Genomic DNA, 23,373 nt, shown 5'->3' with positions numbered 1-23,373 from the left:
TCGTGTCAGCCGCGCATGCGTTCGAAATTGGCGTCGTACAGCGGTGTGTGCTGGGGCTGTGCATCCAGTTTTTCTCCCAACAGCTCAATGGCCCAAGGGCCTTCGCTGTCCGCGACCTCTTTCGCGACATAGCCCATGGCCACGGACTGGCCCGCGTTATGGGCATAGCCGCCGGAAGTGACCCAGCCTACGACGGTGCCATCGTGCCAGATCGGTTCATCCCCGATCACATCGGCATCAATCGCGGCCACGGTGAAGGCGCGCAGGCGCAGTTTGCCGCCGCTGTCCCGTTCCTCCAATGCTGCGGATTTTCCTATGAAATCAGCATCTTTGCCATAGGCGATAAAGCGGTCGAGACCAGCCTCCAAAGGCCCGTAGACGGGGCGGAATTCCCGCGCCCAACCGCCGAAGTTCTTTTCGAGCCGCATGGCGTTGAGTGCGCGCAGGCCGAAGGGTTTGAGGCCCAGATCCTTACCCGCCTCGAGAAGCCGGTCAAAGACATGGCGCTGGTATTCGGGCTTCATCCAGATCTCGTAGCCCAGATCACCTGTGAAGCTCACGCGGCCCACGAGGCAGGGGGCGAAACCAACATCCATGCGCTGAATATCCATGAAGCGGAACGCCCCGTTGGACACATCCGCAGGTGTCAGACGCTGCAACAGCTCCCGCGATTTGGGGCCGGCGATGGACAGGCCGACGAGGCCGAGGCCGACCACCTCCAGCGATACCGATCCATCCTTCGGCATGTGCTGTTCGAACCAACGGGCGTAGAACACCTCCGCCATGCCGGACCCGGCGAGGTAGTATTCAGTCTCGGACAGGCAGGCGACGGTCAGGTCGCCCTGCAGCTTGCCGTCGTCCTTCAGCATCGGGGCAAGCGTCATGCGGCCCGGTTTGGGCAGCTTGCAGGCCAGCACCTTGTCGAGGAAGGCCGTTGCTCCGGCGCCCCGGACGTAGAACTTGGAGAACCCGGAGATTTCCATGACGCCCACGTCTTCGCGGCAGGCGCGGACCTCTTCCTTCACATGTTCGAAGTCAGTCGACCGGCGCCAGCTGAATTCATCCTTGGTGCTATCGGGCGAGAACCAGAGCGGCGCCTCCAAACCCCAGCTATCCCCCATCTGCGCACCGAGCGAGAGCATCCGGTCATAGATCGGCGTGGTCTTGTACGGGCGGGCGGCCTGCAGTTCCTCGTTCGGGAACTTGATCGAGAAGCGGCGGGAATAGTTTTCCTGCACCTTGGGGTTGGTGTAGCTCATCGTCGCCCAATCGCCGTAGCGCGCGATGTCCATGGCCCAGACATCGAAGCCAGGATCGCCTTGGGTGATCCAGTTGGCCAGCGCCAGACCGACGCCGCCACCCTGGGAGAAGCCCGCCATGACGCCACAGGCCGACCACATGCCGGGAAGGCCGCGGATGGGACCTATCAGCGGGTTGCCGTCGGGGGCGAAGGTGAAGGGGCCGTTGATGATCTGCTTGATACCCGCGTTGGCGAATGCGGGGAAATGTTCGAACCCAACCTCCAGCGAGGGCGCGATGCGGTCGATATCGGGTTGCAGCAGCTCATGCCCGAACTCCCAAGGCGTCGTGCGTTCGGACCAGGGCACGCAGGCCTTTTCATAGGTGCCCATCAGCATGCCGCCGCGTTCCTGGCGCAGGTACAATTCGCCGTCGAAATCGACCGCGTGGATCACTTCCTTGCCGGTTGTCTTATTGATTTCCGCGACTTCTGGCATGTCCTCGGTGATCAGGTACATGTGTTCCATCGCCAGAACCGGCAGTTCGAGCCCCACCATACGGCCCACTTCGCGGGCCCAGAGGCCACCGGCATTGACCACATGGTCACAAGCGACATCACCCTTGTTGGTCTTGACGATCCAGCCGCCATCACGGTTGCGCAGGATCTCTTCGACCTTGCAATGCTGTTCGTAACTCGCGCCCAGTTTCTTCGCGGATTTGGCATAGGCCCAGGTCACGCCAGAGGGATCTAGATGCCCGTCCACCACGGTTTCCAACCCGCCCACGAATTGCGCGGGATCAATCAGCGGCATCAGCTCATGCGCTTCCTCAGGGGTGATCACGCGGGACTGGATGTCCTGGTAACGGCCCTTCGCCATGGTGGATTTCAGCCAGTCGAACCGTTCGGGGGTCGAGGCGAGCATGACACCGCCGGTCATGTGGAAACCGGTGGACTGGCCCGAGAGTTCCTCGATCTCGCGATAAAGCTCGATCGTGTATTTCTGCAGCTTGGCGACATTGGGATCGCCGTTGATCGTGTGACAGCCCCCCGCCGCGTGCCAGGTAGAGCCCGAGGTCAGTTCGGACCGCTCCAACAGCAGGCTGTCGGTCCAGCCCGCCTTGGCCAGATGATAGAGCACCGAGCAACCGACGACGCCGCCGCCGATCACCACAACACGTGCCTGGGTCTGCATGAAAATCTCCTGTTTCGCAGTCCTGATTTCCGGAAAGGGTAGCGTGACGGTCGGGTTTCGGATCGCACGTTTTCGACAAAGACAGGGGGCGATTTGGCGGGAACGGGCGCTGTCATGGGCAATTGTGAACAGCACCATCGGGCAAATTGTGATAGGATCCCCCGCATTAGAGGCCCCTCGGGGGCCAGCACTCATTCAACGGGAGGATCTCATGTTTGTACGGATCGTGGCTTTTGCGGCCTTCTTGTTCGGGGTGATGCCAGCAGGACCGGCGGCAGCGCTCAATTGCGACAATCGCGGCGTGAACTGGCAAGGTCGCATCGACCTGCCAAGCGGGATTTACGGGTTTGAACTCCGGCGTCTGACCTGTGCGGCCGATAGTCTGTGGAACTACTATATCTGGAACACCACCAGCCGTTGGGAGGGTACCGCCACGGTCGGCCTCGTCGGGACGTCCCTGACGGTCAATACTGTATCGGGCAGCCTTGCGGGCTGTTCCCTGAGCGGCACCTGGTATCCGCGCGACACCACCAACGGTATCCCCTATAGCGGGCGCGGTGCGGCCAGTTGTTCAGGGACCGGTAGCTGGAGCGCGACGATCCAGTAGGGATCACTCCAGCCCCAGGCCGGACCGTCCGGCAGCGCCGATATCCAGGTAAAGCCCCGCCATCAGGGCAATCGCACCGGGGATCATCGCCTTGGGCAGGTGTTCATCGGGGGCGTGCTGGCTGCATCCGGGGTAGCTGTGCGGCACCCAGATTGCGGGAAGGCCAAGCGTTTCGGTGAAGACGTGGTTGGGAAGAGATCCGCCAAGCGAGGGCAGAAGGACCGGATCTGCCCCGGTGGTGCGGGCAATGGACTGTACTGCGAAACGGGCGAAAGGGTGATCTGGCGGCGTGGCCGAGGCGGGGAAGCGGGCTTCGGGTTCCTCGATGTCAACAAAGTCGAAGCCTTCAGCATCCAGATGCGCGCGCAGGGCGGGCATGATCGCCGTGGGGTCCAGCCCGGTCACATAGCGCAACTGGATATGGGCCTGCGCCTCTGGCGGGATGGCATTGACGGGCCGTTCCGGGGTGCCGCAGGTGAAGGCCAGCACCTCGACCGCCGAGCACGCAAAGACCCGTTCGGCGGGCGTCAGGCCGGGGGTGCCCCAACCGGGGTCGATTTCTCCGCCTGCGGGGGTGATGCCCGACAGGATCGCGCGGGTGTCATCCGGCACCTTCTCCGGTGTCCAGCCGGGGACGAGGCATTCGCCGCGCGGGCCGATGATCGTGGTCAGCGCGTGGGCCATCTCGGTGCCCGGATTGCGCAGAAGCCCCCCGAAATTACCGGAATGGCGCCCGGCCTCTCGGTGACGGATCGACAGCTTGACGGTGACGGAACCACGTGCGCCAAGAAACACGGTCGGTCGATCCCGAGACAGGCGCGGCCCGTCAGAGGCCAGCACAAGATCGGCGTTCAGGTCGTCCTTCAGCCCCGCGCAGATCGCATCCAGCCCCGGCGAGCCGACCTCTTCGCCCATCTCCACCAGCATGTGACAGTTGAAGCCGAGCGCGCCTTGTTGCTCCAGCACCAACCGAAGCGCCGTGAGGTTCACCAGCAGTTGTCCCTTGTTGTCGGCCACCCCGCGCCCATAGAGCTTGCCGTAGCGTTCGGTCAGCGCCCATGGCGCCAGACCCTGTTGCCAGCGCCCCTCCATCCCCGGAACCGTATCGGCATGGCCATAGCCGAGGATCGTCGGCAGCCCGTCGCCCTCGTGGCGCGACAGGACCAGTGCGGGCGGATGGTCTCCCTTGATCCAGCGGGCCACGAAGCCGTGCCCCGCCATCAGCCCGGCGATATGCTTCAGGCAGGCGGTATGGGCATCAATTGCACCCGGTTCCGTCGGGAAGGCCACCAGCGCGGTCAGGTCATCGACAAAACGGAGAAGCGTCTCGGGCGCGGCGGCGCGGGCTGTGATCTGGTCGCGGGCGGTCATGGGGCATCCTTTTTCGGCATGGCCCGCAGCCTGCCGGTTTTGCCCGGTTTTGCAAGCTTCTAGCCGCCGACCAATACGCCGACTCCGAAGGCAACGAAGGCACACAGCCCCCCGACGATCACCGTTTCGCCTATGCAGCGCAACGCCGTCTCGCCTGTCACGCGCCAGCGCAAAACCCCGAGGCCGAACAGGGCAAGCAATGTCGCCGCGACGGATATGGGGAAGGCGTGGGCAGGGTCCAGACCCGCGATATAGGGCAGCAGCGGGATAGAGCCGAGCGTGATGAACGCCATGAAGGTGGAGATCCCGTCACCTGCGGGATTGGTGCTACGCGGGTCGGTCATCTCGAATTCATAGGCCATCATCAGGTCGGCGGCGAAATCATGGTTGCGCATGAGGATATCCGCCACCTCATCGGCATCCCCCCCCGGCAACCCGCGTTCGCGCAGCATCTGTTGCAGCTCCAGCCGTTCACGATCGGGATCGGTGGACAGTTCCTGCAACTCCATCGCGCGCCGCGCATGATAGAGATCGCGTTGCGACCGGCCCGACAGGAATTCCCCAAGCCCCATCGACACCCCGTCGGCAAAGAGGTTGGCCAAACCGAAGACCAGCACCGCCAGTGCCCCGATCTGCGCGGTGTTTTCGGCAGAAGCCCCGGCGAAGCCCGCCACGATGGCGAAGGTTGTGACGATGCCGTCATTGCCGCCATAGACGATTTGCTTGAGAAACTCCTGCGCGCGGGTGATATGATGATCCTGCGTGCGGTGCTGCGCCCAGTTGATGGCCATACCGTTTGTCTCCTGTCCGGTCGGGTCAGTCTGGACCTGCGCACAGGGCCTGACAACCGGCAGGGCTGCGCCAAGGAATCGCAGGGCTGCATAGCCGCTTCCCGCGCGAGACGGGGTTACTTTTGTATCGTTTAGCGTTAAACAGTCGCCAGTTGGAGGAACCCCATGCGCGATCTCAAGATTCCCGAACAGCGCCACCCCGAAAAGGCGCGCCGCCCGGACAACCCGCAGCCCAAGAAACCGTCCTGGATCCGGGTCAAGGCGCCCGTTGGCGAAGGCTACAAGAAGACCCACAAGATCATGCGCGAGCACAAGCTGGTGACGGTCTGCGAAGAGGCGGGCTGCCCCAATGCCGGCGAATGCTGGAGCCAGGGTCACGCCACCATGATGATCATGGGCGAGGTCTGCACCCGCGCCTGCACCTTCTGCAACATCGCCACCGGCAAGCCGCCCGAGGATCTCGACGTGTTCGAGCCGGGGCGCGTGGCCGATGCGGTGCAGAAACTGGGGCTGAACCATGTGGTCATCACCTCGGTCGACCGCGACGATATCGAAGACGGCGGGGCGGAACATTTCGCCCAGACCATCCGCGCCATCCGCCACCGCAGCCCCGGCACGACGATTGAAATCCTGACGCCCGATTTCATCCGCTGTGCCCCCGAGGCGCTGGAGGTCGTGGTCGCGGCGAAACCGGATGTGTTCAACCACAACCTTGAAACCGTGCCGGGGTTGTATCCGGAAGTGCGCCCCGGTGCGCGCTATTTCCATTCCCTGCGGCTTCTGCAGCGGGTGAAGGAACTGGACCCGACCATGTTCACCAAATCCGGCATCATGGTGGGGCTTGGCGAGGACAAGCAGGCGGTCATCCAGGTGATGGAGGACATGCGCGCCGCCGATATCGACTTCCTAACCATCGGCCAGTATCTGCAGCCCACGCCAAAACACCACGCGGTGGATCGTTTCGTGACGCCGGAGGAATTCAAGGCCTATGAGAAGGCCGCCTATAACAAGGGCTTCCTGATGGTCTCGGCCACCCCGCTGACGCGGTCAAGCTATCACGCGGGCGACGATTTCGCCCGGCTGCGCGCGGCGCGACTGAAAAAATTGGGACAGGCCTGATACGAAAAACCCCGGCGCGCGGCCGGGGTTTTCTTTTTCGACTGTGACTGAGGGATCAGGCACCCCAATAGACTGGCGTTCCGGGATATTCGTCGATTGCCCAGGTTTCACCACCCGAGGCATAAGTTGTGCCATCATTGCTGGTATAGACGACGTTGCCGGTGGCGGGATCGACCAGCGGGCTGTCGAAGTTGTAGCCTTCCGGCATATCGGCAATCGCTTCCTGCTGCGCCCAGTAATAGGTGGCACCATTGTTGCCGGGGGCGAGGGCTGCGCCGATGTCGTAGTAGTCCTGCGATGTGCGGCCCGACCACGTCCAGGTGCCACCGCCAGCCGCGCTGGCGAAGCTGGTCGAGATCGTCTGGCTTTCCATCTGCCCGCGCATGTCACCGCTGAGATCCTCGACGCCTGTGCTGACCACGGCCATGGTGGCCAGCCCAAGGCCAACCAGCCCGGCGGTCAGGACGACCCAATCGACGGTTACGGCACCGGATTCGTTCAAAAAGAAGTTCTGCTCTTGCTGCATTTCTTGGTTCTCCATTTTGCCGCCCATTGCGGCACAACTGCTTGCATGCCAACGGCTTACCCTTCAAAGTTGCAAAAATGGGGGCAACCCTGTGGCGTCGCCGGGGATTATTCTGGCCTGCGGCGGATAGCCTGCACATTGGAAAAGGGGAAAATTGATGCGCCGCGATGTGATGACAGACCGTTATGGGCTGCAGATTTCCACAGGCTCGCAGCGGGCGGCGAATGCCTATCAGCGCGGCATCGACCTCTACCTTGCCGGGATAGCGGGGGTAGAGGAGGCGCTGCAAGAGGCCACGCAGGCCGACCCGGAGTTTGCACCCGCCCATGTGGCTCTGGCCCGGAATTTTCAAACCTTCGGCCATATGCCCCAGGCCAAGGCCGCGCTTGCAGCGGCGCGGGGCTGCGACCGGGTGCTGACCGCAAGAGAAGCGGCGCAACTGGAGATCTTCGGGCATCTGATCGAGGGACGCGCGGGGCAGGGCTATGCGCTCATCCGGTCCCATATTCGAGAATACCCCCGGGATGCGTTGGTTGCTCAGACCGTTCTGGGCGTCTTCAGCCTGATCGGTTTTTCCGGCCGCGTGGGCCGAGAGGCGGAACATCTGGCGGTGGCGGACTTTCTGGCCCCCCATTACGAGGGCGACTGGTGGTTTCCCGGCCAGATGGCTTTTGCGCATCTGGAAATCGGGCAGTTCCAACAGGCAGAGACGCAGATCGAAACGGCGCTCAATCGCAACCGCGACAGCGCCCATGCCGCCCATATCCGTGCGCATCTTTACTACGAGGTCGGCGAAACGGCGGACGGGCTCGCGTTTTTGGGCGACTGGATGCAGGGCTATGACCGCACCGGCCTGATGCATTGCCACAATACATGGCATGTGGCGCTGTGGGCGATGGCGACGGGCGATGAGGCGCGTATGTGGCGGGCGGTGGATGAAGATCTTGCCCCCGGCGTCAGCCTAAGCCCCGCGATCAATATCGTGACCGATCTGGCAGCGCTCTATTACCGGGCGTCTCTGGCCGGGGTGGCGATCTCGCAGACACGCTGGCAAGCGCTTGGGGATTTTGCACTAAAGGCCTTCCCGACCCCCGGAATGGGCTTTGTCGATGTGCATGCGGCGGTTATCCATGCCATGAGCGGCAATGCGGAGGCGCTCGACCGGCTCATATCGGACGCCAAAGGGCCGATTGGCGATATGGTGCCCGCCTGCGCCGAGGCGTTCCGGGCGATTGCCGCCGAGGATTGGGCCGGGGCCGAGGCGCGGCTGATCCCTGTCGTGGCGCAGTCGGAACGGGTGGGCGGCAGCCGGGCGCAGCGCGATATCCTCGAATTTGCCTTGATGAATGCGCAGATCCGGCAGGGCCGGGCGGAAGAGGCGTTGCGGCTGCTGGCGCTGCGTCGCCCCCATATCGACGCGCCTGCGCACCTGACCCACTGACCGCAAAGCATTTTGCGATTTTGCCATGTTGCGTTAGCATTCCCGTATTTAAGGGAGGTTTTTTGCCATGGTTCGCCGTCGCGCCGGTCTGTCCGCTGTTGCCGTCTGTCTGGTCCTCGCCCCCTTGTCGGCCCATGCCGACTGGCTGGACGATGCCCGTGCAGCGTTTAGTGACGGCGACTATGACACCGCGCGCCAATTGTCGGAACCGATGGCCGAAGCGGGCGATCCCGCCGCCCTGAACATCCTCGGGGTGCTTTATTTCCACGGCCAAGGGGTGGAACCGGATCTGCAACGCGGGCTGGACTATTACGAGGCCTCTGCCGCACAGGGTTATGCGGTTGCACAGTCGAATCTGGCCTGGATCTTATATAAGGGTCTGTACGGCGCCCCGCGCGACCTGACCCGCGCATGGGAGCTGGCCGAAGCAGCTGCAGAAGCGGGCAATGCCGAGGCGCTGAACACTCTTGGCGCCATGTCCGAGGAAGGCGCCCTTGGCAGCCCGGACTATGCCGCCGCAGCGGCCTATTACCGGCAGGCCATGGATGGCGGATCAGCCGGAGCGCACAGCAATATGGGGGCGCTCTATGCGCAGGGGTTCGGGGTCGCGCAGGATGATGCGCAGGCGCGGCTTCTGTTTGAACAGGCGGCAGCGCTCGACCACGGGCAGGGCACCCGCAATCTGGCCTACATGATGGAGCTCGGCCGGGGCGGTCCGCAGGATATCCCCGGTGCGATTGAAACCTACCGGCGGGCCATCGCGCTTGGCTATGGCGGGGCGGGGAACGATCTGGGTATCCTGCTGCTCAATGGCGCGGCGGGGATGGCCCCCGACCCGGCAGCCGCCGCCGAAGCCTATGAACAGGGCACGGCCCTGGGCCATGACTGGGCGCCTTCCAACCTGGCTTATCTTCTGTCCGACGGTGATCCGTCGGTGCCGGATGACATCGACCGGGCGGTGTCGCTCTATCACCTCGCCTATGAGCGCGGGAATATCGAGGCGCTGTCGGATCTGGCTTATATGTACTGGGATGGCATCGGCGTTGCGCAGGACCATGCCGAGGCCCGCCGCCTGTTGCAGGTGCTGGCCGATCTGGGCTTGCCGGGGCCGATCAACGATCTCGGCTACATGCACGAATCCGGACTTGGCGGGCCGGCGGATCTTGCCGGCGCGCTGGCGCTTTACCAGCAGGCCGCCCGCATGGACTATCCCTTCGCGGCTTGGGGCGCGGCGACGGTCTATCTCAACCCCGATTATGCCGGGGCCGACCGGGTCGAGGGCTATGCCTGGTGCGCCTATGCCATCGCGCGCGAAACCGATTCCGGCCGGGCCGCCGAGTACCAGGAAAGCTGCGGAACCCTGCCCGACGACCTGAGCGACGCAGAGCGTGCGGCCATCACCGAAAGAACAGACGCCTTACTTGCGGATAGCTGACCCGTTCCTCACGACACCCGACTTCGAAAAGGAGAGCCGATATGAACTTCAAAGCCATCTCCGTCGCCGCGCTGCTTTGCCTCGCGACCCCTTTGCATGCACAGACCGCCGATGATGCCGTTCAAGCCTATCGCGATGGCGATTACGGGCTGGCGCTGGAAATCTCCCGTCCGCTGGCCAATTCCGGCGACGCGGTGGCGCTCAACATGATGGGCATCCTCTATGAAAACGGGCTCGGCGTGCCTGCCGACGGGTTCCGGGCGGTCAGCTATTATCAGGCCGCCGCCGATCAGGATTTGCCGCAGGCGCTGAACAATCTGGCCGATCACTATCTCGACGGCTGGTCCGGGCAGGATCCGCGTCCCGATCTGGCCATTCCGCTGATGCTGCGGGCCGAGGAGATGGGCTATGCCGGGGTCTACAACAACCTTGGCGTGTCCTATTTCGAAGGCCATTTCGGCACCCCTGATTCCCGCCGCGCGATGGAGTATTTCCGCCGGGCCCATGAGGCGGGCTATGTGGATGGCACCGCGAATGTGGGCTGGATGTATGCCCATGGCGAAGGGGTAGAGGAAAACCAGGCCGAGGCGCGGCGCTTCTATGCGCTGGCCCATGATAATGACGGCCCCCTCTGGGCGCTGGAAAATCTTGCCGATATGCTGCGGGAAGGCGAGGGCGGGCCGGTCGATCAGCCGCAGGCGGTGGCGCTTTACGAAGAGGCCGCCGAGCGGGGCAGCGCCTATGGCGCGAACTGGCTTGGGTATTACTATGACAATGGCGAAGGCGGGCTTCCCGTCGATCACGACCGCGCGGTGGCTTATTTCATGCAGGCTGCCGAACAGGGCAGTACGACAGGCTATTACAACCTGGGCTCGATGTATGAAGGCGGGCGCGGGGTCGAGGCCGACCCGGACATGGCGCGCCATTATTATCAACTGGCCTCCGATCAGGGGGATGCGGATGCGACCTATGAACTGGCGATCATGTATTGGCACGGGGATCTGGGCTATTCCGACGAGATCGAGGCCCGTCGGCTGATGGAACTGGCCGCCGAACGCGGGGCCGAACTGGCTTTTGGCGATCTTGGCCTGATGCTGCGCAACGGTGTTGGTGGTGCCCGGGATCTGCTGCGCGCGGGCGAGATGTTTGAGCGCGGATTGGAAGAGAACGACTCGCTGGCCTACGTGAACCTTGGTGAGGTCATATCCGATCCGTCCCATCCCGGCCACGATCCGGTGCGCGGATTGGCCCTTTGCCTGCGCGCAGTCGAGATCACCTCGAGCGAGGAGCGGCAGGTGCAATACAGCCGCCGCTGCAATCGGCTGTCGCGGGCGCTCAGCCCGGCGCAGCAGGCCGAGGCGCGGGCGATGATGGGCTCACTCTGAGGCGGGAAGCGCCTGAAGATAGGCGGCAATGGCCGCGCGGTCGGCGTCGGGCAGGTGGGCCATGTTCAGGATCACCTCGGCCATCTCGCCGCCCGCGCTGTCAAACTCGGGTGTGAACCCGTCGCGCAGGTAATTGGCGATGTCAGAGGCCGACCAGGTCAGGGCCGTAGGCGTGATGTCGGGAATCCGCCCCTCGCCAGAGGGGTTGGGTGCGCCCGCCAGCCAGTTCGCGTAATCGAGCCCGCCAAGCGCGTTCCGTGGCGTGTGGCATTCGCCGCAATGGCCAAGGGATTCCACCAGATAACGCCCGCGCATGACCTCAGGCGACAGATCGTCGCCCTCGATCACCCAGTCATCCGAGGCAAAGAGCAGTTTCCAGCCGCCAAGCGACCTGCGAATTGAAAACGGAAAGCCCACTTCATGATCGCGCGACGGCGTGGCGTCGGCGGGCAGGGTCTGCATGAAGGCCCAGAGGTCTTGCAGGTCGGTCATCCCGGCCCGCGCATAGGTGGTATAGGGGAAGGCCGGGTAATAATGCTGTCCCTCAGGGCTGACCCCGTTCATGACGGCGGACAGGAACTCTGCCTCGGACCATCCACCGATTCCGTGATCGGGATCCATGGAGATGTTGGGCGCGTAGAACGTGCCGAAATCCGACGGGAAGGCGCGCCCCCCGGACATGATCAGCCGCGCGTCGCCCTCTGCGTCCTCGGCGGCGTGGCAGGATGCACAGCCCGCGGCCCAGAAGACCAGCTCTCCGTGTTCTGCATCACCGTCTCGCTCGGGAATATCCGATGCAGCCAGTGGTTGCGGGGCGGTAAGATACCAGCCAGTCGCGGCGCCCAGAATGGCGAGAATGACGAGAAAACGGAGAAATCGCATAGGGAAATGGCCTTTCATCGGGACGGCAAGGCGGAATTGCGATGCCGTCCCGAGACGAGCTTAGTCGTCGGATTGACGGAAGTTCCGGTGGCAGCTGCCGCAAGAGCCGCCAAGCGGGCCGATGGCTGCCTGAAGCGCCTCCAGCCCGTTGCCGGCTGCGTCGGCCATGCCGCTTGCAGCAGCACCATAAGCCATCCATTCTTCACCAAAGCCGCCCATATCTTCCCAGATCGCGGGCAGGGCGCGGGTGGCATCGCCAAGCGCGGCATTATCGGAGCCGGCGGGCCAGGTCGGACGCCCATCGACGCCCGCCATGGCAGCCAGGTTGTTGGCGGCGGTCTGCGCGGCTTCGGCGTCATACTCGATATTGCCCCGCGCCATGCCACCCAGAACGCCGATATTGAAGGCGAGGATCTGCATATAGCCCTGACGTGCCGCGATATGGCCGGCATAAGGATTGTCGCCATGGCCCGCGCCCTGAACCGTGGCGGCCAGCGGCAAGGTCAGCGCCGCGGCGGCGAGAAGGGATTTGGAGAAGATACGCATTGGGAACTCCCTGATGAAAACGTGCGATACCAATGAGCATCACGGTATCAGGCACCATCACGCAAGCCCCTCACCCCCACCTCACGCGGGTGTGATCTGCACAGGGTCTGTGCGAAAATACAGAGTTGGCATGTGCGGAAGTGCACTGAACCGAGGGTATTCCCTCACTCCTCCGTGAACCGCACCTTCCCGATATGGCCGAGGTTGCGGTTGTTCTGGGCGAAGTCGATGCCGTAGCCCACGACGAACTCATCGGGGATCTCGAACCCGGTCCAGCTGGCTTTCACGTCCACCTCGCGGCGCGAGGGCTTGTCCAGCAGCGCGATGGTTTCCAGCCGCTTGGGGTGGCGGCTTTCCAGCAGGTGCAGCACGTGGTTGAGCGTGTGGCCGGTGTCGACGATATCCTCCACCACCAGCACGTCGCGGCCCTCGATCTCGCCGCGGATATCCTTGAGGATGCGCACCTCGCGGCTGCTTTCCATGCCGCTGCCATAGGACGACGTTTCCAGGAAATCGACCTCCACGGGCAGGTTCAGTTCCCGCACAAGATCAGCGATGAAGACGAAGCTGCCGCGCAACAGCCCGACGACCACCAACTTGTCGGTGCCCGCGAATGCGCGTTCGATCTCTCGCGCCAGTTCCTCGATCCGCGCCGCGATGGCCTTGGCCGAGATCATTTTGTCCACTACGTAAGGTTTCTGCGCCATATCGCCCCTTTTGGGCGGCAAAACCGCCCCTGTCCCTTGAATTCCCGCAGGAACTTTAGGACATGGGACGCGCAAGAGGAAACCGGAAAAGACGCATGCCAAGCCACGCCGAGACCCGTCTGCTGCCATATAGCGCAGCCCAGATGTATGATCTGGTGGCCGATGTGGCGCGATACCCGCAGTTCATCCCGTGGATCATGGGCGCGCGGGTGCGCTCGGTGACACCTATTGAGGGCGGCGATGTGATGCTGGCCGATCTGGTGGTGGGCTTCAAGATGTTCCGCGAACGGTTCGGGTCCCGCGTGACGCTGCGCCCTGAGTTGAGCGAGATCGACACCGAATATATCGAGGGGCCGTTCAAGCATCTGATCTCGCATTGGCGGTTCCGGGATGTCGAGGATGGCGGCTGCGAGGTCAGCTTCGACGTGGATTTCGAATTCAAGAGCAAGCTTTTGCAGGGTGCGGCGGGGCTCTTCTTTCACGAGGCGATGACGCGGATCGTGCAGGCCTTCGAGGACCGCGCGAAGGTGCTTTACGGACAGGGTGCGCCCGGCTAGCGTCGGGTATGGCCTGGCATGACACACCGCTGACGCGGGCACTCAACATCGACTATCCGATCATTCAGGCCCCGATGGCCGGGGCGACGACGCCTGCCATGGCGGTCGCTGCGGCGAATGCGGGGGCCATGGGCTCGCTCGGCTGTGCGATGTTGGGGGCCGAGGCGATGGCGGCGGAATTGCGCGCGGCGCAGGCCGGGACCAATCGCAGCCTCAACGTGAATTTCTTCGTGCATGACCGGCCGGTGCCGGATGAGGACCTGAATGCAGAGGTCGCGGCACGTCTGGCCCCCTGGTATGATCGGTTGGGCGCGGGCGAGGTGAAGGCCCCTGCTGATGCAATCCCCTTGTTCGACGAGGCCCTGTGCGAGGCGGTGATTGCCTGCGGTCCGACGGTGGCGTCCTTCCATTTCGGCTTGCCAGAGGCGGGATTGGTGGAGCGGCTGAAAGCGGCGGACATCCTGATCCTGTCCTCGGCGACATCGGCGGCAGAGGCCCGGTGGCTGGAAGATCACGGTGCCGATATCATCGTCGCTCAGGGCGCAGAGGCAGGGGGGCATAACGGCTGGTTCCTGCCGCGCAGGGGCGCCGACCTGTCCGGCACCATGGCGCTGGTGCCGCGCGTGGTGGATGCGGTCAGCGTGCCGGTGGTGGCGGCGGGCGGCATTGCCGACGGGCGCGGCGTGGCGGCGGCGCTGATGCTGGGGGCTGCCGGCGTGCAGGTGGGCACGGCCTTCCTCGCGACGCCGGAATGTGCAAGCCCCGAGGTGCACAAACAGGCGGTGGTCGCGGCCACGGGCGACGACACCATGGCCACGCGCGCCTATTCGGGGCGTTTGGCGCGAGGTTTGGCCAACGACTTCTCGCGCGAGATGGCGGTGCATTCTGACTGGCCTGACTTCCCGATGATGAACGCAGCGACCGGCCCGATCCGCACGGCCTCTGCCAAGGCCGGAATGCCGGATGCGGTGGCGCTCTGGTCGGGGCAGGGGGCGGGGCTGGTTCGGGCCGAAACCACGTCCGCGGTGGTCGCCCGGCTGGTGGCGGAAACCGAGGCCGCATTGGCGCGGGTCTGACGCATGACCCCGGCGGAGAAACCATGACCGAGACCCCTTTGACTGATGCACTGGCCCGCTTTGCGGCGGCCCCGCTGACGGGGGCAGAGCGCGCGCAGGAGGTCCTGAAACTGTCACTCCTTGACTGGTGCGCGGTGGCCACTGCGGGGCATAACGAACCGGTCGCGCAGGCGGTGCGGGCACTGGCTGCGGATGAGGGCGGCACCCCGCAGGCCCATGCGATCGGCTGTGATCCCCTTGTCCCCGCCCGTATGGCGGCGCTGGTCAATGGCACGATTTCCCACGCGCTGGATTATGACGACACCCATTTCGCCCATATCGGTCACCCGTCGGTCGCCGTGATCCCTGCGGCTCTGGCCATGGGCGAGCGCCTCGGCGCCATCGGAGCGGCGGTGCAGGAAGCGGCTCTGATCGGAGTTGAAGCGTCGATCAGAGTGGGGCAATGGCTCGGACGCGATCATTATCAGGCCGGATTCCACCAGACCGCCACGGCGGGCGCGTTCGGCGCAGGTCTGGCGGCGGGGCGGCTACTGGGACTGGATGCGGGGCAGTTGGCCGATGTGATGGGCCTTCTTGGTACCCGTGCCTCAGGGCTGAAATCGCAATTCGGTACCATGGGAAAACCCTTCAATGCCGGGATTGCAGCCGCCAACGGGGTAGAAGCGGCGCTGCTGGTTGCGCATGGGTTTGATCCACGCCGGGCCGGATTGGAGGATGCCCAGGGCTTTGGGCCGACCCATCACGGGGCAGGCGACATGGACGCGCTTCAGGGGCTTGGGCAAATCTGGCTCTTCGAACAGGTCAGCCACAAGTTTCACGCCTGTTGCCATGGGCTGCATGCAGCACTGGAGGCGGTCGCGGAGCTGCTGCCCGCAGACCCTGACGGCATCACCTCGATCGAGGTCGCGACCCATCCGCGCTGGCTGACCGTCTGCAATATCGCCTCGCCCGCCACCGGGCTGGAGGCCAAATTCTCTTATGCGCAGGTGATGGCTTTGGCGGCGCTCGGGTACGACACGGCCCGGCTCGGCACCTTCACCGATGCGCTGGCGCGCGATCCGCAGGTCAAGGCACTGAGGCAGAAGGTGCGTGTCACGCCGGATGAGACCTTGCCCGAAACCGCCACCCGTGTCCGCCTGACCCTGAACGGAGAGGCGCGAGAGGCCAGTCATGACCTGCTGACCCCGCTGCCGCTGTCCACCCGCGCGGTAAAGGTGCGGGCCAAGGCCGAGGCGTTGCTTGGTCAGGACAAGGTCCGCGACCTTCACGGCTTGATCGAAAAAAGCGCCGCGCCGGGAGAGATCGGCGCGACGCTTTGCAAGCTGTGACCCGTCCGTCAGGTCAGCTCGACATGTCGTAGGCGCGTTCGCCGTGGACCGTGAGGTCGAGCCCATTGGTCTCGGTTTCCGCATCGACGCGCAGCGGTGTGATGGCCTTGACCACGTAGATCAGCACCAGCGTCACGACGACCGTATAGACACCCACCACGACCAGCGAGCCAAGCTGCGCGGCCCATGCCCCGGGCACGAAAACCGCAATCATGATCGTGCCGAAGATGCCACCCACGCCATGCACGGCGAAGACATCCAGCGTGTCGTCGATCTTTGCCTTGTTGCGGATGAAGTTCACCGCTTCCTGGCACAGGATGCCCGCAACAGCGCCGATGATCAGCGCGGGCAGCGGCCCGACAAAGCCCGAGGCTGGGGTGATCGAGGCAAGCCCCGCGATGGTGCCAGTGACGACGCCCACAAGGCTGACCTTGCCGTATTTGATCTTTTCCCACAGGCCCCAGCTCAGCGAGGCGGTGGCGGCGGAAATATGCGTCACGGTCAGGGCCATGGCCGCGCCCCCGTCGGCCGCGAGCTGCGAGCCGCCATTGAAGCCGAACCAGCCCACCCACAACATCGCGGCGCCGATCATCACGTAACCGGGATTGTGCGGCGGCGTGGTGGTGTGGCGGCGCGGGCCGAGGAAGAAGGCGATCATCAGCGCAGCGATCCCGGCGGTTTCATGCACCACGATCCCGCCCGCGAAATCGCGCACAGCCGTACCGAAGAGCGGCGCAACGTCATCGTTGCCCGCCAGCAATCCGCCGCCCCAGACCCAGTGCACGACCGGCGCATAGCACAGCAGCATCCACAGCGCCGAGAAAAGCAGCACGAAGCCGAAGCCCACCCGCTCCACATAGGCACCCACGATCAGCGCAGGTGTGATAATGGCAAAGGTCATCTGGAAGGCGAAGAACAGCACCTCGGGCAATGTGCCCGACAGGCTGTCGGCGGTCACACCCGAAAGGAACACCCGGTCAAGCCCGCCCCAGAACGCATTGCCCGACCCGCCAAAGGCGATGGAATAGCCGAGCGCCAGCCACAGGATGCTCATCAGGCAGGCGATGGCGTAGCAATGCATGAACACGCTCAGCACATTGCGGGCCCGCACGAGGCCCCCATAGAAAAGCGCCAGCCCCGGCAATGTCATGAAGAGAACCAGCGCCGTGGCGACGATGATCCATGCTGTATCTGCACCGTTCATGGTGATCTGTCCCTTCGCATGCTTGTTTTTTCAGCGGTTGAGTGCCGAAAAGCGGAAGGTGGACAGATAAATAAAGAGGCAATGCACGTTTGAGCTGGTCAAACAGGGGGCAATTCAAAAACTGCGCAAATCTTGGGCGTTTACATGACGGTTTGCCTCAGTTGCATGCGTATCCTGTCTGATGCTTGTCAGGATCATTTTCAGGGCATGATCGACAGCCGCGGCCCGTACCTGGTCCCGGCCAAGCGCGCCGAATTCGATGGTTTCCGTTCGCAGCCCGTTTTCCCAGGCAAGGCCGAAGCAAACCCGACCCTCTGGCTTGTGCTCGGACCCGCCTGGGCCCGCGATGCCGGTGATGGAGACGGCGATGGTCGCTTGCGAGGCCGCAAATGCCCCGGCCACCATTTCCTGCGCCACATGTTCTGACACGGCACCATGTTCTCTCAACGTGTCGGGGCTGACACCCAGCATCTGCACCTTGGCGCGGTTCGTGTAGGTCACGAAGGCCCGGTCGAAGATATCCGACGATCCCGCCACGCTGGTGATCGCGCCCGCGACCAGCCCGCCGGTGCAGCTTTCCGCCGTGGCGATAACGTGATGGCCCGCGCGGGCCTCTTCCAGCAGGGTCCGGGCCAGCATCACATCCGCCCCGGAAGATGCGCCAGCACCGCCAGCACCGCGACCACCATCATGGCAAGGCCACCGGCGATGGCATCGTCCAGCATCACCCCAAGCGCATCACCGCGCCGGTCGGCAAGACCGACGGGGCCGGGCTTCCAGATGTCGAAAAGCCGGAAGGCGAGGAAGGCGGTCAGCACACCGGGCCAGAGCGCAAAGAAATCCGCCCCCGCCATCATCGCACCGTAGGAGACCGGCCAGAGTGCCAGGAACATGCCCAGAACCTCGTCGATCACGATCTCGGACGGGTCCTTGTCGGCACTGTCCCGCGTCAGTTCGTTCGTCACCCACCAGCCTGCGATCGCCACGATCAGCGTGCCCGCTGCAAGGGCGACAAAGCCCCCAAGCTGGTGCAGAAGATAGGCCAGCGGTATCGCGGCCAGGCTGCCCCAGGTTCCGGGGGCAGGGCGCAGAAGGCCCACATAGAAGACGGTGGCGATAAGACGGTTCATGATTTCACCAATGTGACAGTGGCCATGGCGGCGATGCCCTCTTCGCGGCCCGTGAAGCCGAGCCGTTCTGTCGTGGTCGCCTTGACGGAAACGCGGGCTGCGTCGATGCGCAGAAGCTCTGCCAGCCGGGCGCGCATGGCGGCAGCGTGTGGCCCGATCTTGGGCCGTTCGCATAGAAATGTCAGATCGGCATTGCTGATTGCAAAGCCCTTTTCGTGTGCCAGATCAACGGCATGGGTGAGAAAGATATGGCTCTCCGCGCCCTTCCACTGGGGATCGGAAGGCGGGAAATGGGTGCCGATATCGCCCTCGGCCAGTGCCCCATAGATTGCATCAGTGACAGTGTGAAGGCCAACATCGGCATCGGAATGGCCCTGAAGCCCGCGCCCATGGGGGATTTTCACACCACAGAGCCAGACATGATCGCCGGGGCCGAACCGGTGCACGTCGAACCCGTTGCCGGTGCGAATGTCGATCATGGCTCGGGCCTCCAGTAGCCGCTCGGCCCGGGCGAAATCCTCGGGCCTCGTCAGTTTCAGATTGTCTTCGTCACCCGGCGTGATCGCAATGTCCAGCCCATGGGCCAATGCAACCGCCACGTCATCGGCAGCGCCGCCGGGATGGGTGGCATGTGCGGCGCGGATGGCGGCGAGGTGAAAGCCCTGCGGGGTCTGGGCACGGAACAGCCCATCACGGGCGCGGATGGCCTGAACGATGCTGTCGCCTTGCCACAGCGCATCGACCATCGGCAGGCCGGGGGCCGCGCCGGGATGGGTGGCGAGTGCCTCGATCACCCTGCAGATCACCTCGGGACTGACCAGGGGCCGGGCGGCGTCATGGATCAGCACGTAGTCCACCCCGTCCGGCATAGCTGACAGCCCCGCGCGGACCGAGGCATCGCGCGTCGCACCGCCGACCGTTGTGATGACCGATTGATCAATCGGCGCCAGTGCTGTGGCCAGTAGGTCTGAGTCGTCTTGGTGATGGACGACGACAAAATCCCGGATCACCGGATGCGCGGCCAAAGCCTTGAGGGTCCGCGTCAGAACAGCCTCACCCTTGAGCGCTTGATATTGCTTGGGAATATCGCCACCGGCCCGCAGACCACGGCCTGCCGCGACAACAAGCGCGGCGACGCGGGGGGCTTGGGGGATCGGGGCGTGGTTGGTCATGGCGCCCTGATAGGGCGAAAGCGCGGCTGGCACAATGTCGCTGAATTTCCCACCTCAAGCGCCTAAAAAATGGGCAATGTTTGCGTTGCCCCTGTTTTCCGCCGCGAAACTTTTGCAACCACCGGGGAAACCCCCTACATCGAGGGGTGACTGCTCAAGGATTAAGCAATTGGCCATTTTGCTGGCAGAAAAGCCCCTCGATCCCCCGGTCTTTCTGGCGCCTCTGGCCGGAATCACCGATCTGCCGTTCCGCAACCTGGTGTCGGGCTTCGGCGCGGGCCTTGTGGTGTCGGAGATGGTAGCCAGTCAGGAAATGGTCGAGGCCAAGGCCAGCGTGCGCGCGCGGGCGGAGCTTGGCTTCGGGCTGGACAACACCGCCGTGCAGTTGGCGGGGCGCGAGGCGCATTGGATGGCCGAGGCGGCGCGTTTGGCTGAAGGGCAAGGCGCGCGGATCATCGACATCAACATGGGCTGTCCCGCCAAGAAGGTCGTAAACGGCTATTCCGGCTCGGCGCTGATGAAAGACCTCGACCATGCGCTGACGCTGATCGAGGCGGTGGTGGGCGCGGTTTCTGTGCCCGTCACGCTGAAAACGCGGCTTGGCTGGGACGATGATCTGCTGAACGCGCCCGATCTGGCACAGCGGGCCGAGGCGGCAGGCATCCGCATGATCACCATCCACGGGCGCACCCGCTGCCAGTTCTACAAGGGCGCTGCCGATTGGGCCGCGATCCGTGCCGTGACGGAGGCTGTGTCGATTCCCGTCATCGCCAATGGCGACATCGTCGACAGCGACACGGCGGGGGACGCCCTGCGCCTGTCCGGGGCCGATGGCGTCATGGTCGGGCGTGGGGCGCAGGGGCGGCCCTGGCAATTGCAGCAAATCGCTCATGATCTCTTTGGTGCCGAAGCGCCCGAAATCCCGGAAGATCGCGCGCTGGCCGACATGATCGCCGGTCACTACGAGGCGATGCTGTCTTTCTATGGCGCGTCCCTTGGCACCCGCGTCGCGCGGAAACATCTGGGCTGGTACATGGATGAGGCGGGCACCAGCAAGGCGCTGCGCCGCGAGGTGCTGACCGCCAGCGACCCGGCCCGCGTGGTTCGGCTGATCCCCCGGATGCTGACGGATACAGAGGAGATGGCGGCATGATCGACCTGACCGCGACGCTCTGGACCGCGCTGCCTATCCCGGCGGTGATCATCGACGGCGAGGACCGCATCGCCGATGTGAACCCGGCGGGAGAGCTGTTCCTCAATGCCTCTTCCCGGTCGCTGAAAGGCAACCCGGTCTGGGACAAGATTTTCGTCGATGCACCGCTGGAAGAGGCCTTTGCGCGGGTCCGCTCGGGGCGTGCGCCGCTCTTCGTCAATGCGGTCGACGTGGGCACGGGCAGCCGCAAGCCCGAAAGCTGTGACGTGCAGATCGCGCCGCTGGCGGAACAGGGCGATCATGTGCTGGTGCTGCTGGAAAGCCGGGCCCTGGCGGGCAAGCTGCACCGGGCGCTGACCTCCAAATCCGCCGCCAAATCCGCCATCGGCATGGCCGAGATGCTGGCCCATGAAATCAAGAACCCGCTTGCGGGCATCACCGGTGCGGCACAGCTGATTTCCATGTCGGTTACGGGCGAGGATCTGGAGCTGACCGACCTGATCGTCGCGGAAACCCGGCGCATCGTGAAGCTGCTTGACCAGGTGGAGGAGTTCGGCAATGTCCGCCCGCCAGCGGTAAAGCCCGTCAATATCCACGATATTCTGGACCGCGCCCGGAAATCCGCCGCCGTCGGCTTTGCCGCCCATATGCAGATCGAGGATGACTATGACCCCTCGCTGCCCATGACCATGGCCGATCCGGATCAATTGCAGCAGGTGTTCCTGAACCTTCTGAAGAACGCCGCCGAGGCGGGCCAGCAGGGCGGCACCATCCGTTTGCGCAGCTTCTACGAACCGGGCCTGCGCGTGCGCCGGTCCGATGGCACGCGCGGCGCGGTGCCCCTGCATGTGGAGATCAGCGACGACGGCCCCGGCATCAAGCCCGAGATTGCCGCTCATATCTTCGACCCTTTCGTGTCGGGCCGCGAGAACGGCACCGGGCTGGGGCTGGCGCTGGTGTCCAAGATCATCGCCGATCACGACGGCTGGATCGCGGTGGAGTCCGTGCCGGGCCGCACCGTGTTCCGCATTTCCCTGCCGGTCGCACCGTCGCGACCGGCCAAATCGACTGACCGCTAAGGACGACCCAAATGGATGGCACCGTACTTGTCGCCGATGATGACCGCACAATCCGCACCGTTCTGACCCAGGCCCTGACCCGCGCGGGCTGCAAGGTGCATGCCACCTCGTCGCTGGTGACGCTGATGAGATGGGTGGATGAGGGCAAGGGCGATCTGGTGATCTCGGATGTAATGATGCCCGACGGGAACGGGTTGGAGATGCTGCCGAAGATCAGCGAAAAACGCCCCGGCCTGCCGGTCATCGTGATCTCGGCCCAGAATACGATCATGACGGCCATCCAGGCGACCGAGGCCGATGCCTATGACTACCTGCCCAAGCCGTTCGACCTGCCCGACCTGATGAAGCGCTCGGCCCGCGCGCTGGAACAGAAACGCCGCGCCCCGGTGACACGCGCCCCGAATGTGGCCAATGCCGAGGCCCCGCAGGAAGATCTGCCGCTGGTCGGGCGAACGGCGGCGATGCAGGCGCTTTACCGGCTGGTGGCGCGGGTGATGAACGCGGATCTGCCTGTGCTGGTGACGGGCGAAAGCGGGACGGGCAAAAGCCTGATCGCCCGCGCGATCCACGACTTTTCCGACCGGCGCACCCTGCCATTCGTGACTGTGACCGCCTCTGATCTGGATGCCCCGGACGGTCCGCAACAGGTGCTGGCACGGGTGCGGGATGGATCGCTCCTGCTCGATGAGATCGGGGATTTCGACGATGCGGCGCAGGGCAAGATCGTGCGGATGCTGGATGGGTTCGGCGATGGTGCGCCGCGTATCATGGCCACCAGCCAGAAGGATCTGACCGAGCGGATGGAGGCAGGCGCCTTCCGGCAGGACCTGTTCTACCGCCTGTCCGGTGTCACCCTCTCTGTGCCGGCGCTGCGCGAACGGGTGGATGACATCCCGCTGCTGGCCGAGCATTTCCTTGCCCGCTCCGAACGCGACGGTCTGCCGGTGCGACGGATGTCACCCGGCGCGATGGAGATGATCCGCGCCTATAGCTGGCCGGGCAATGTGCGACAGCTGGAAAACACCGTCCGTCGGCTGAGCGTGACCAGCCCTGTCGAGGTGATCGGCAAGCCCGAGGTCGAGGCGGTGCTTGGCAACCAGCCCGAAATCGAGCCGTTGATCGGGTCCGGGGACGGTGAAAAGCTGTCGGCCTCGGTCGCCAAGCATCTCAAGCGCTATTTCGACCTGCATGGCGGGGTGCTGCCGCCGCCGGGGCTTTACACGCGTATCCTGCGGGAAGTGGAAATGCCACTCATTGAGATCGCACTGGATGCCACCGGCGGAAATCAGGCGAAATGCGCCGATCTGCTTGGCATCAACCGCAATACGTTGCGCAAGAAGATCACCGACCTTGATATTCGCGTGACTCGCCGCCGGAAGTTGATGTAAAACCGCAACAGTAGCGTTGCCTGCATGTAACGGCGGGAATTGTG

22 protein-coding genes are annotated in these 23,373 nt (G+C 64.1%); 11 read left to right on the top strand and 11 right to left on the bottom strand.

All coding sequences use genetic code 11. From position 1 onward, the window contains the following. Positions 1–5: 5 nt before the first annotated feature. Positions 6–2,432: a GcvT family protein gene (locus ACOOEX_RS10390; protein ID WP_420394769.1), complete on the bottom strand. Its 2,427-nt coding sequence runs from the start codon at positions 2,430–2,432 to the stop codon at positions 6–8. Between the two features lie 211 nt (positions 2,433–2,643). Here ACOOEX_RS10390 and ACOOEX_RS10385 point away from each other — a divergent pair, with 211 nt between their 5' ends. Continuing rightward, the gene (locus ACOOEX_RS10385; protein ID WP_420394768.1) at positions 2,644–3,039 is read left to right on the top strand and encodes a hypothetical protein; all 396 of its coding nucleotides are present in this window, start codon (positions 2,644–2,646) and stop codon (positions 3,037–3,039) included. A 3-nt stretch (positions 3,040–3,042) separates the two neighbouring features. Here the strand turns inward: ACOOEX_RS10385 and ACOOEX_RS10380 are convergent, their stop codons facing one another. Both ACOOEX_RS10380 and ACOOEX_RS10375 read right to left on the bottom strand, forming a co-directional pair. Next, positions 3,043–4,410 carry a M20/M25/M40 family metallo-hydrolase gene (locus ACOOEX_RS10380; protein ID WP_420394767.1) on the bottom strand — a complete coding sequence of 456 codons (1,368 nt, stop codon included), beginning with the start codon at positions 4,408–4,410 and terminating at the stop codon, positions 3,043–3,045. Between the two features lie 59 nt (positions 4,411–4,469). Further along, on the bottom strand, positions 4,470–5,201 hold the full coding sequence (locus tag ACOOEX_RS10375; RefSeq protein ID WP_420394766.1) for a VIT1/CCC1 transporter family protein: 732 nt from the start codon (positions 5,199–5,201) through the stop codon (positions 4,470–4,472). A gap of 165 nt (positions 5,202–5,366) precedes the next feature. Here ACOOEX_RS10375 and lipA point away from each other — a divergent pair, with 165 nt between their 5' ends. Further along, the gene (gene lipA / locus ACOOEX_RS10370; RefSeq protein WP_420394765.1) at positions 5,367–6,320 is read left to right on the top strand and encodes a lipoyl synthase; all 954 of its coding nucleotides are present in this window, start codon (positions 5,367–5,369) and stop codon (positions 6,318–6,320) included. Between the two features lie 55 nt (positions 6,321–6,375). Here the strand turns inward: lipA and ACOOEX_RS10365 are convergent, their stop codons facing one another. Then, positions 6,376–6,861, bottom strand: a complete 486-nt coding sequence (locus ACOOEX_RS10365; RefSeq protein ID WP_420394764.1) for a hypothetical protein — start codon at positions 6,859–6,861, stop codon at positions 6,376–6,378. 142 nt (positions 6,862–7,003) lie between these two features. Between ACOOEX_RS10365 and ACOOEX_RS10360 the strand changes: the two genes are divergently transcribed. From ACOOEX_RS10360 to ACOOEX_RS10350, 3 genes are all read left to right on the top strand, one after another. Further along, positions 7,004–8,287: a tetratricopeptide repeat protein gene (locus ACOOEX_RS10360; protein ID WP_420394763.1), complete on the top strand. Its 1,284-nt coding sequence runs from the start codon at positions 7,004–7,006 to the stop codon at positions 8,285–8,287. A 67-nt stretch (positions 8,288–8,354) separates the two neighbouring features. After that, entirely contained in the window at positions 8,355–9,722 is a 1,368-nt protein-coding gene (locus tag ACOOEX_RS10355; RefSeq protein WP_420394762.1) for a hypothetical protein, read from the top strand. Between the two features lie 41 nt (positions 9,723–9,763). Beyond that, positions 9,764–11,107: a hypothetical protein gene (locus tag ACOOEX_RS10350; RefSeq protein WP_420394761.1), complete on the top strand. Its 1,344-nt coding sequence runs from the start codon at positions 9,764–9,766 to the stop codon at positions 11,105–11,107. On the opposite strand, the gene ACOOEX_RS10345 is transcribed toward ACOOEX_RS10350, so the two are convergent. The 3 genes from ACOOEX_RS10345 to hpt all read right to left on the bottom strand — a co-directional run bounded on the left by ACOOEX_RS10345 (position 11,099) and on the right by hpt (position 13,242). Beyond that, positions 11,099–11,989 (bottom strand): c-type cytochrome, encoded by an 891-nt coding sequence (locus ACOOEX_RS10345; protein WP_420394760.1) that lies wholly within the window; start codon positions 11,987–11,989, stop codon positions 11,099–11,101. The two genes, ACOOEX_RS10350 and ACOOEX_RS10345, sit on opposite strands and share 9 nt — an antisense overlap. Before the next feature lie 60 nt (positions 11,990–12,049). Then, positions 12,050–12,535: a c-type cytochrome gene (locus ACOOEX_RS10340; protein WP_420394759.1), complete on the bottom strand. Its 486-nt coding sequence runs from the start codon at positions 12,533–12,535 to the stop codon at positions 12,050–12,052. 164 nt (positions 12,536–12,699) lie between these two features. After that, complete coding sequence (gene hpt / locus ACOOEX_RS10335; protein ID WP_420394758.1) at positions 12,700–13,242, bottom strand: hypoxanthine phosphoribosyltransferase; 543 nt, start codon at positions 13,240–13,242, stop codon at positions 12,700–12,702. A 95-nt stretch (positions 13,243–13,337) separates the two neighbouring features. Here hpt and ACOOEX_RS10330 point away from each other — a divergent pair, with 95 nt between their 5' ends. The 3 genes from ACOOEX_RS10330 to ACOOEX_RS10320 are packed head-to-tail and all read left to right on the top strand — an operon-like array spanning position 13,338 to position 16,203. Beyond that, positions 13,338–13,799, top strand: a complete 462-nt coding sequence (locus tag ACOOEX_RS10330; protein WP_420394757.1) for a type II toxin-antitoxin system RatA family toxin — start codon at positions 13,338–13,340, stop codon at positions 13,797–13,799. Between the two features lie 8 nt (positions 13,800–13,807). Next, positions 13,808–14,875 (top strand): NAD(P)H-dependent flavin oxidoreductase, encoded by a 1,068-nt coding sequence (locus ACOOEX_RS10325; protein ID WP_420394756.1) that lies wholly within the window; start codon positions 13,808–13,810, stop codon positions 14,873–14,875. A gap of 23 nt (positions 14,876–14,898) precedes the next feature. Beyond that, the gene (locus tag ACOOEX_RS10320; protein ID WP_420398302.1) at positions 14,899–16,203 is read left to right on the top strand and encodes an MmgE/PrpD family protein; all 1,305 of its coding nucleotides are present in this window, start codon (positions 14,899–14,901) and stop codon (positions 16,201–16,203) included. Positions 16,204–16,216: 13 nt separating this feature from the next. On the opposite strand, the gene ACOOEX_RS10315 is transcribed toward ACOOEX_RS10320, so the two are convergent. The 4 genes from ACOOEX_RS10315 to ACOOEX_RS10300 form a co-directional block, all read right to left on the bottom strand. Further along, positions 16,217–17,407: an ammonium transporter gene (locus ACOOEX_RS10315; RefSeq protein ID WP_420398301.1), complete on the bottom strand. Its 1,191-nt coding sequence runs from the start codon at positions 17,405–17,407 to the stop codon at positions 16,217–16,219. A 114-nt stretch (positions 17,408–17,521) separates the two neighbouring features. Beyond that, on the bottom strand, positions 17,522–18,046 hold the full coding sequence (locus ACOOEX_RS10310) for a CinA family protein (RefSeq protein ID WP_420398300.1): 525 nt from the start codon (positions 18,044–18,046) through the stop codon (positions 17,522–17,524). Beyond that, on the bottom strand, positions 18,046–18,537 hold the full coding sequence (locus ACOOEX_RS10305; protein WP_420398299.1) for a phosphatidylglycerophosphatase A: 492 nt from the start codon (positions 18,535–18,537) through the stop codon (positions 18,046–18,048). The genes ACOOEX_RS10310 and ACOOEX_RS10305 overlap by 1 nt, the downstream gene beginning before the upstream one ends. Further along, positions 18,534–19,709, bottom strand: a complete 1,176-nt coding sequence (locus tag ACOOEX_RS10300) for a bifunctional 2-C-methyl-D-erythritol 4-phosphate cytidylyltransferase/2-C-methyl-D-erythritol 2,4-cyclodiphosphate synthase (protein WP_420398298.1) — start codon at positions 19,707–19,709, stop codon at positions 18,534–18,536. Before ACOOEX_RS10300 ends, ACOOEX_RS10305 begins: the two co-directional genes overlap by 4 nt. 169 nt (positions 19,710–19,878) lie before the next feature. On the opposite strand from ACOOEX_RS10300, the gene dusB reads away from it, so the two are divergent. The 3 genes from dusB to ACOOEX_RS10285 are packed head-to-tail and all read left to right on the top strand — an operon-like array spanning position 19,879 to position 23,329. Then, positions 19,879–20,862 carry a tRNA dihydrouridine synthase DusB gene (dusB, locus tag ACOOEX_RS10295; RefSeq protein ID WP_420398297.1) on the top strand — a complete coding sequence of 328 codons (984 nt, stop codon included), beginning with the start codon at positions 19,879–19,881 and terminating at the stop codon, positions 20,860–20,862. Then, on the top strand, positions 20,859–21,941 hold the full coding sequence (locus ACOOEX_RS10290) for a two-component system sensor histidine kinase NtrB (protein ID WP_420398296.1): 1,083 nt from the start codon (positions 20,859–20,861) through the stop codon (positions 21,939–21,941). The genes dusB and ACOOEX_RS10290 overlap by 4 nt, the downstream gene beginning before the upstream one ends. An 11-nt stretch (positions 21,942–21,952) precedes the next feature. Next, the gene (locus ACOOEX_RS10285) at positions 21,953–23,329 is read left to right on the top strand and encodes a response regulator (protein ID WP_420398295.1); all 1,377 of its coding nucleotides are present in this window, start codon (positions 21,953–21,955) and stop codon (positions 23,327–23,329) included. Positions 23,330–23,373: the final 44 nt, after the last annotated feature.

The sequence above is a fragment of the Nioella sp. genome (assembly GCF_965215655.1).
Taxonomy (GTDB): domain Bacteria; phylum Pseudomonadota; class Alphaproteobacteria; order Rhodobacterales; family Rhodobacteraceae; genus Nioella.
The sequence above is the reverse complement of the archived record's forward strand: the minus strand, read 5'-3'. Positions and strand labels throughout refer to the sequence as shown.

What these genes read in the sequence shown, in the direction of transcription:
- ACOOEX_RS10390 (WP_420394769.1), bottom strand. Translation starts at nt 2,432, where the DNA reads ATGCAGACCCAGGCACGTGTTGTGGTGATCGGCGGCGGCGTCGTCGGT.
- ACOOEX_RS10385 (WP_420394768.1), top strand. Translation starts at nt 2,644, where the DNA reads ATGTTTGTACGGATCGTGGCTTTTGCGGCCTTCTTGTTCGGGGTGATG.
- ACOOEX_RS10380 (WP_420394767.1), bottom strand. Translation starts at nt 4,410, where the DNA reads ATGACCGCCCGCGACCAGATCACAGCCCGCGCCGCCGCGCCCGAGACG.
- ACOOEX_RS10375 (WP_420394766.1), bottom strand. Translation starts at nt 5,201, where the DNA reads ATGGCCATCAACTGGGCGCAGCACCGCACGCAGGATCATCATATCACC.
- lipA (WP_420394765.1), top strand. Translation starts at nt 5,367, where the DNA reads ATGCGCGATCTCAAGATTCCCGAACAGCGCCACCCCGAAAAGGCGCGC.
- ACOOEX_RS10365 (WP_420394764.1), bottom strand. Translation starts at nt 6,861, where the DNA reads ATGGAGAACCAAGAAATGCAGCAAGAGCAGAACTTCTTTTTGAACGAA.
- ACOOEX_RS10360 (WP_420394763.1), top strand. Translation starts at nt 7,004, where the DNA reads ATGCGCCGCGATGTGATGACAGACCGTTATGGGCTGCAGATTTCCACA.
- ACOOEX_RS10355 (WP_420394762.1), top strand. Translation starts at nt 8,355, where the DNA reads ATGGTTCGCCGTCGCGCCGGTCTGTCCGCTGTTGCCGTCTGTCTGGTC.
- ACOOEX_RS10350 (WP_420394761.1), top strand. Translation starts at nt 9,764, where the DNA reads ATGAACTTCAAAGCCATCTCCGTCGCCGCGCTGCTTTGCCTCGCGACC.
- ACOOEX_RS10345 (WP_420394760.1), bottom strand. Translation starts at nt 11,989, where the DNA reads ATGCGATTTCTCCGTTTTCTCGTCATTCTCGCCATTCTGGGCGCCGCG.
- ACOOEX_RS10340 (WP_420394759.1), bottom strand. Translation starts at nt 12,535, where the DNA reads ATGCGTATCTTCTCCAAATCCCTTCTCGCCGCCGCGGCGCTGACCTTG.
- hpt (WP_420394758.1), bottom strand. Translation starts at nt 13,242, where the DNA reads ATGGCGCAGAAACCTTACGTAGTGGACAAAATGATCTCGGCCAAGGCC.
- ACOOEX_RS10330 (WP_420394757.1), top strand. Translation starts at nt 13,338, where the DNA reads ATGCCAAGCCACGCCGAGACCCGTCTGCTGCCATATAGCGCAGCCCAG.
- ACOOEX_RS10325 (WP_420394756.1), top strand. Translation starts at nt 13,808, where the DNA reads ATGGCCTGGCATGACACACCGCTGACGCGGGCACTCAACATCGACTAT.
- ACOOEX_RS10320 (WP_420398302.1), top strand. Translation starts at nt 14,899, where the DNA reads ATGACCGAGACCCCTTTGACTGATGCACTGGCCCGCTTTGCGGCGGCC.
- ACOOEX_RS10315 (WP_420398301.1), bottom strand. Translation starts at nt 17,407, where the DNA reads ATGAACGGTGCAGATACAGCATGGATCATCGTCGCCACGGCGCTGGTT.
- ACOOEX_RS10310 (WP_420398300.1), bottom strand. Translation starts at nt 18,046, where the DNA reads ATGCTGGCCCGGACCCTGCTGGAAGAGGCCCGCGCGGGCCATCACGTT.
- ACOOEX_RS10305 (WP_420398299.1), bottom strand. Translation starts at nt 18,537, where the DNA reads ATGAACCGTCTTATCGCCACCGTCTTCTATGTGGGCCTTCTGCGCCCT.
- ACOOEX_RS10300 (WP_420398298.1), bottom strand. Translation starts at nt 19,709, where the DNA reads ATGACCAACCACGCCCCGATCCCCCAAGCCCCCCGCGTCGCCGCGCTT.
- ACOOEX_RS10290 (WP_420398296.1), top strand. Translation starts at nt 20,859, where the DNA reads ATGATCGACCTGACCGCGACGCTCTGGACCGCGCTGCCTATCCCGGCG.
- ACOOEX_RS10285 (WP_420398295.1), top strand. Translation starts at nt 21,953, where the DNA reads ATGGATGGCACCGTACTTGTCGCCGATGATGACCGCACAATCCGCACC.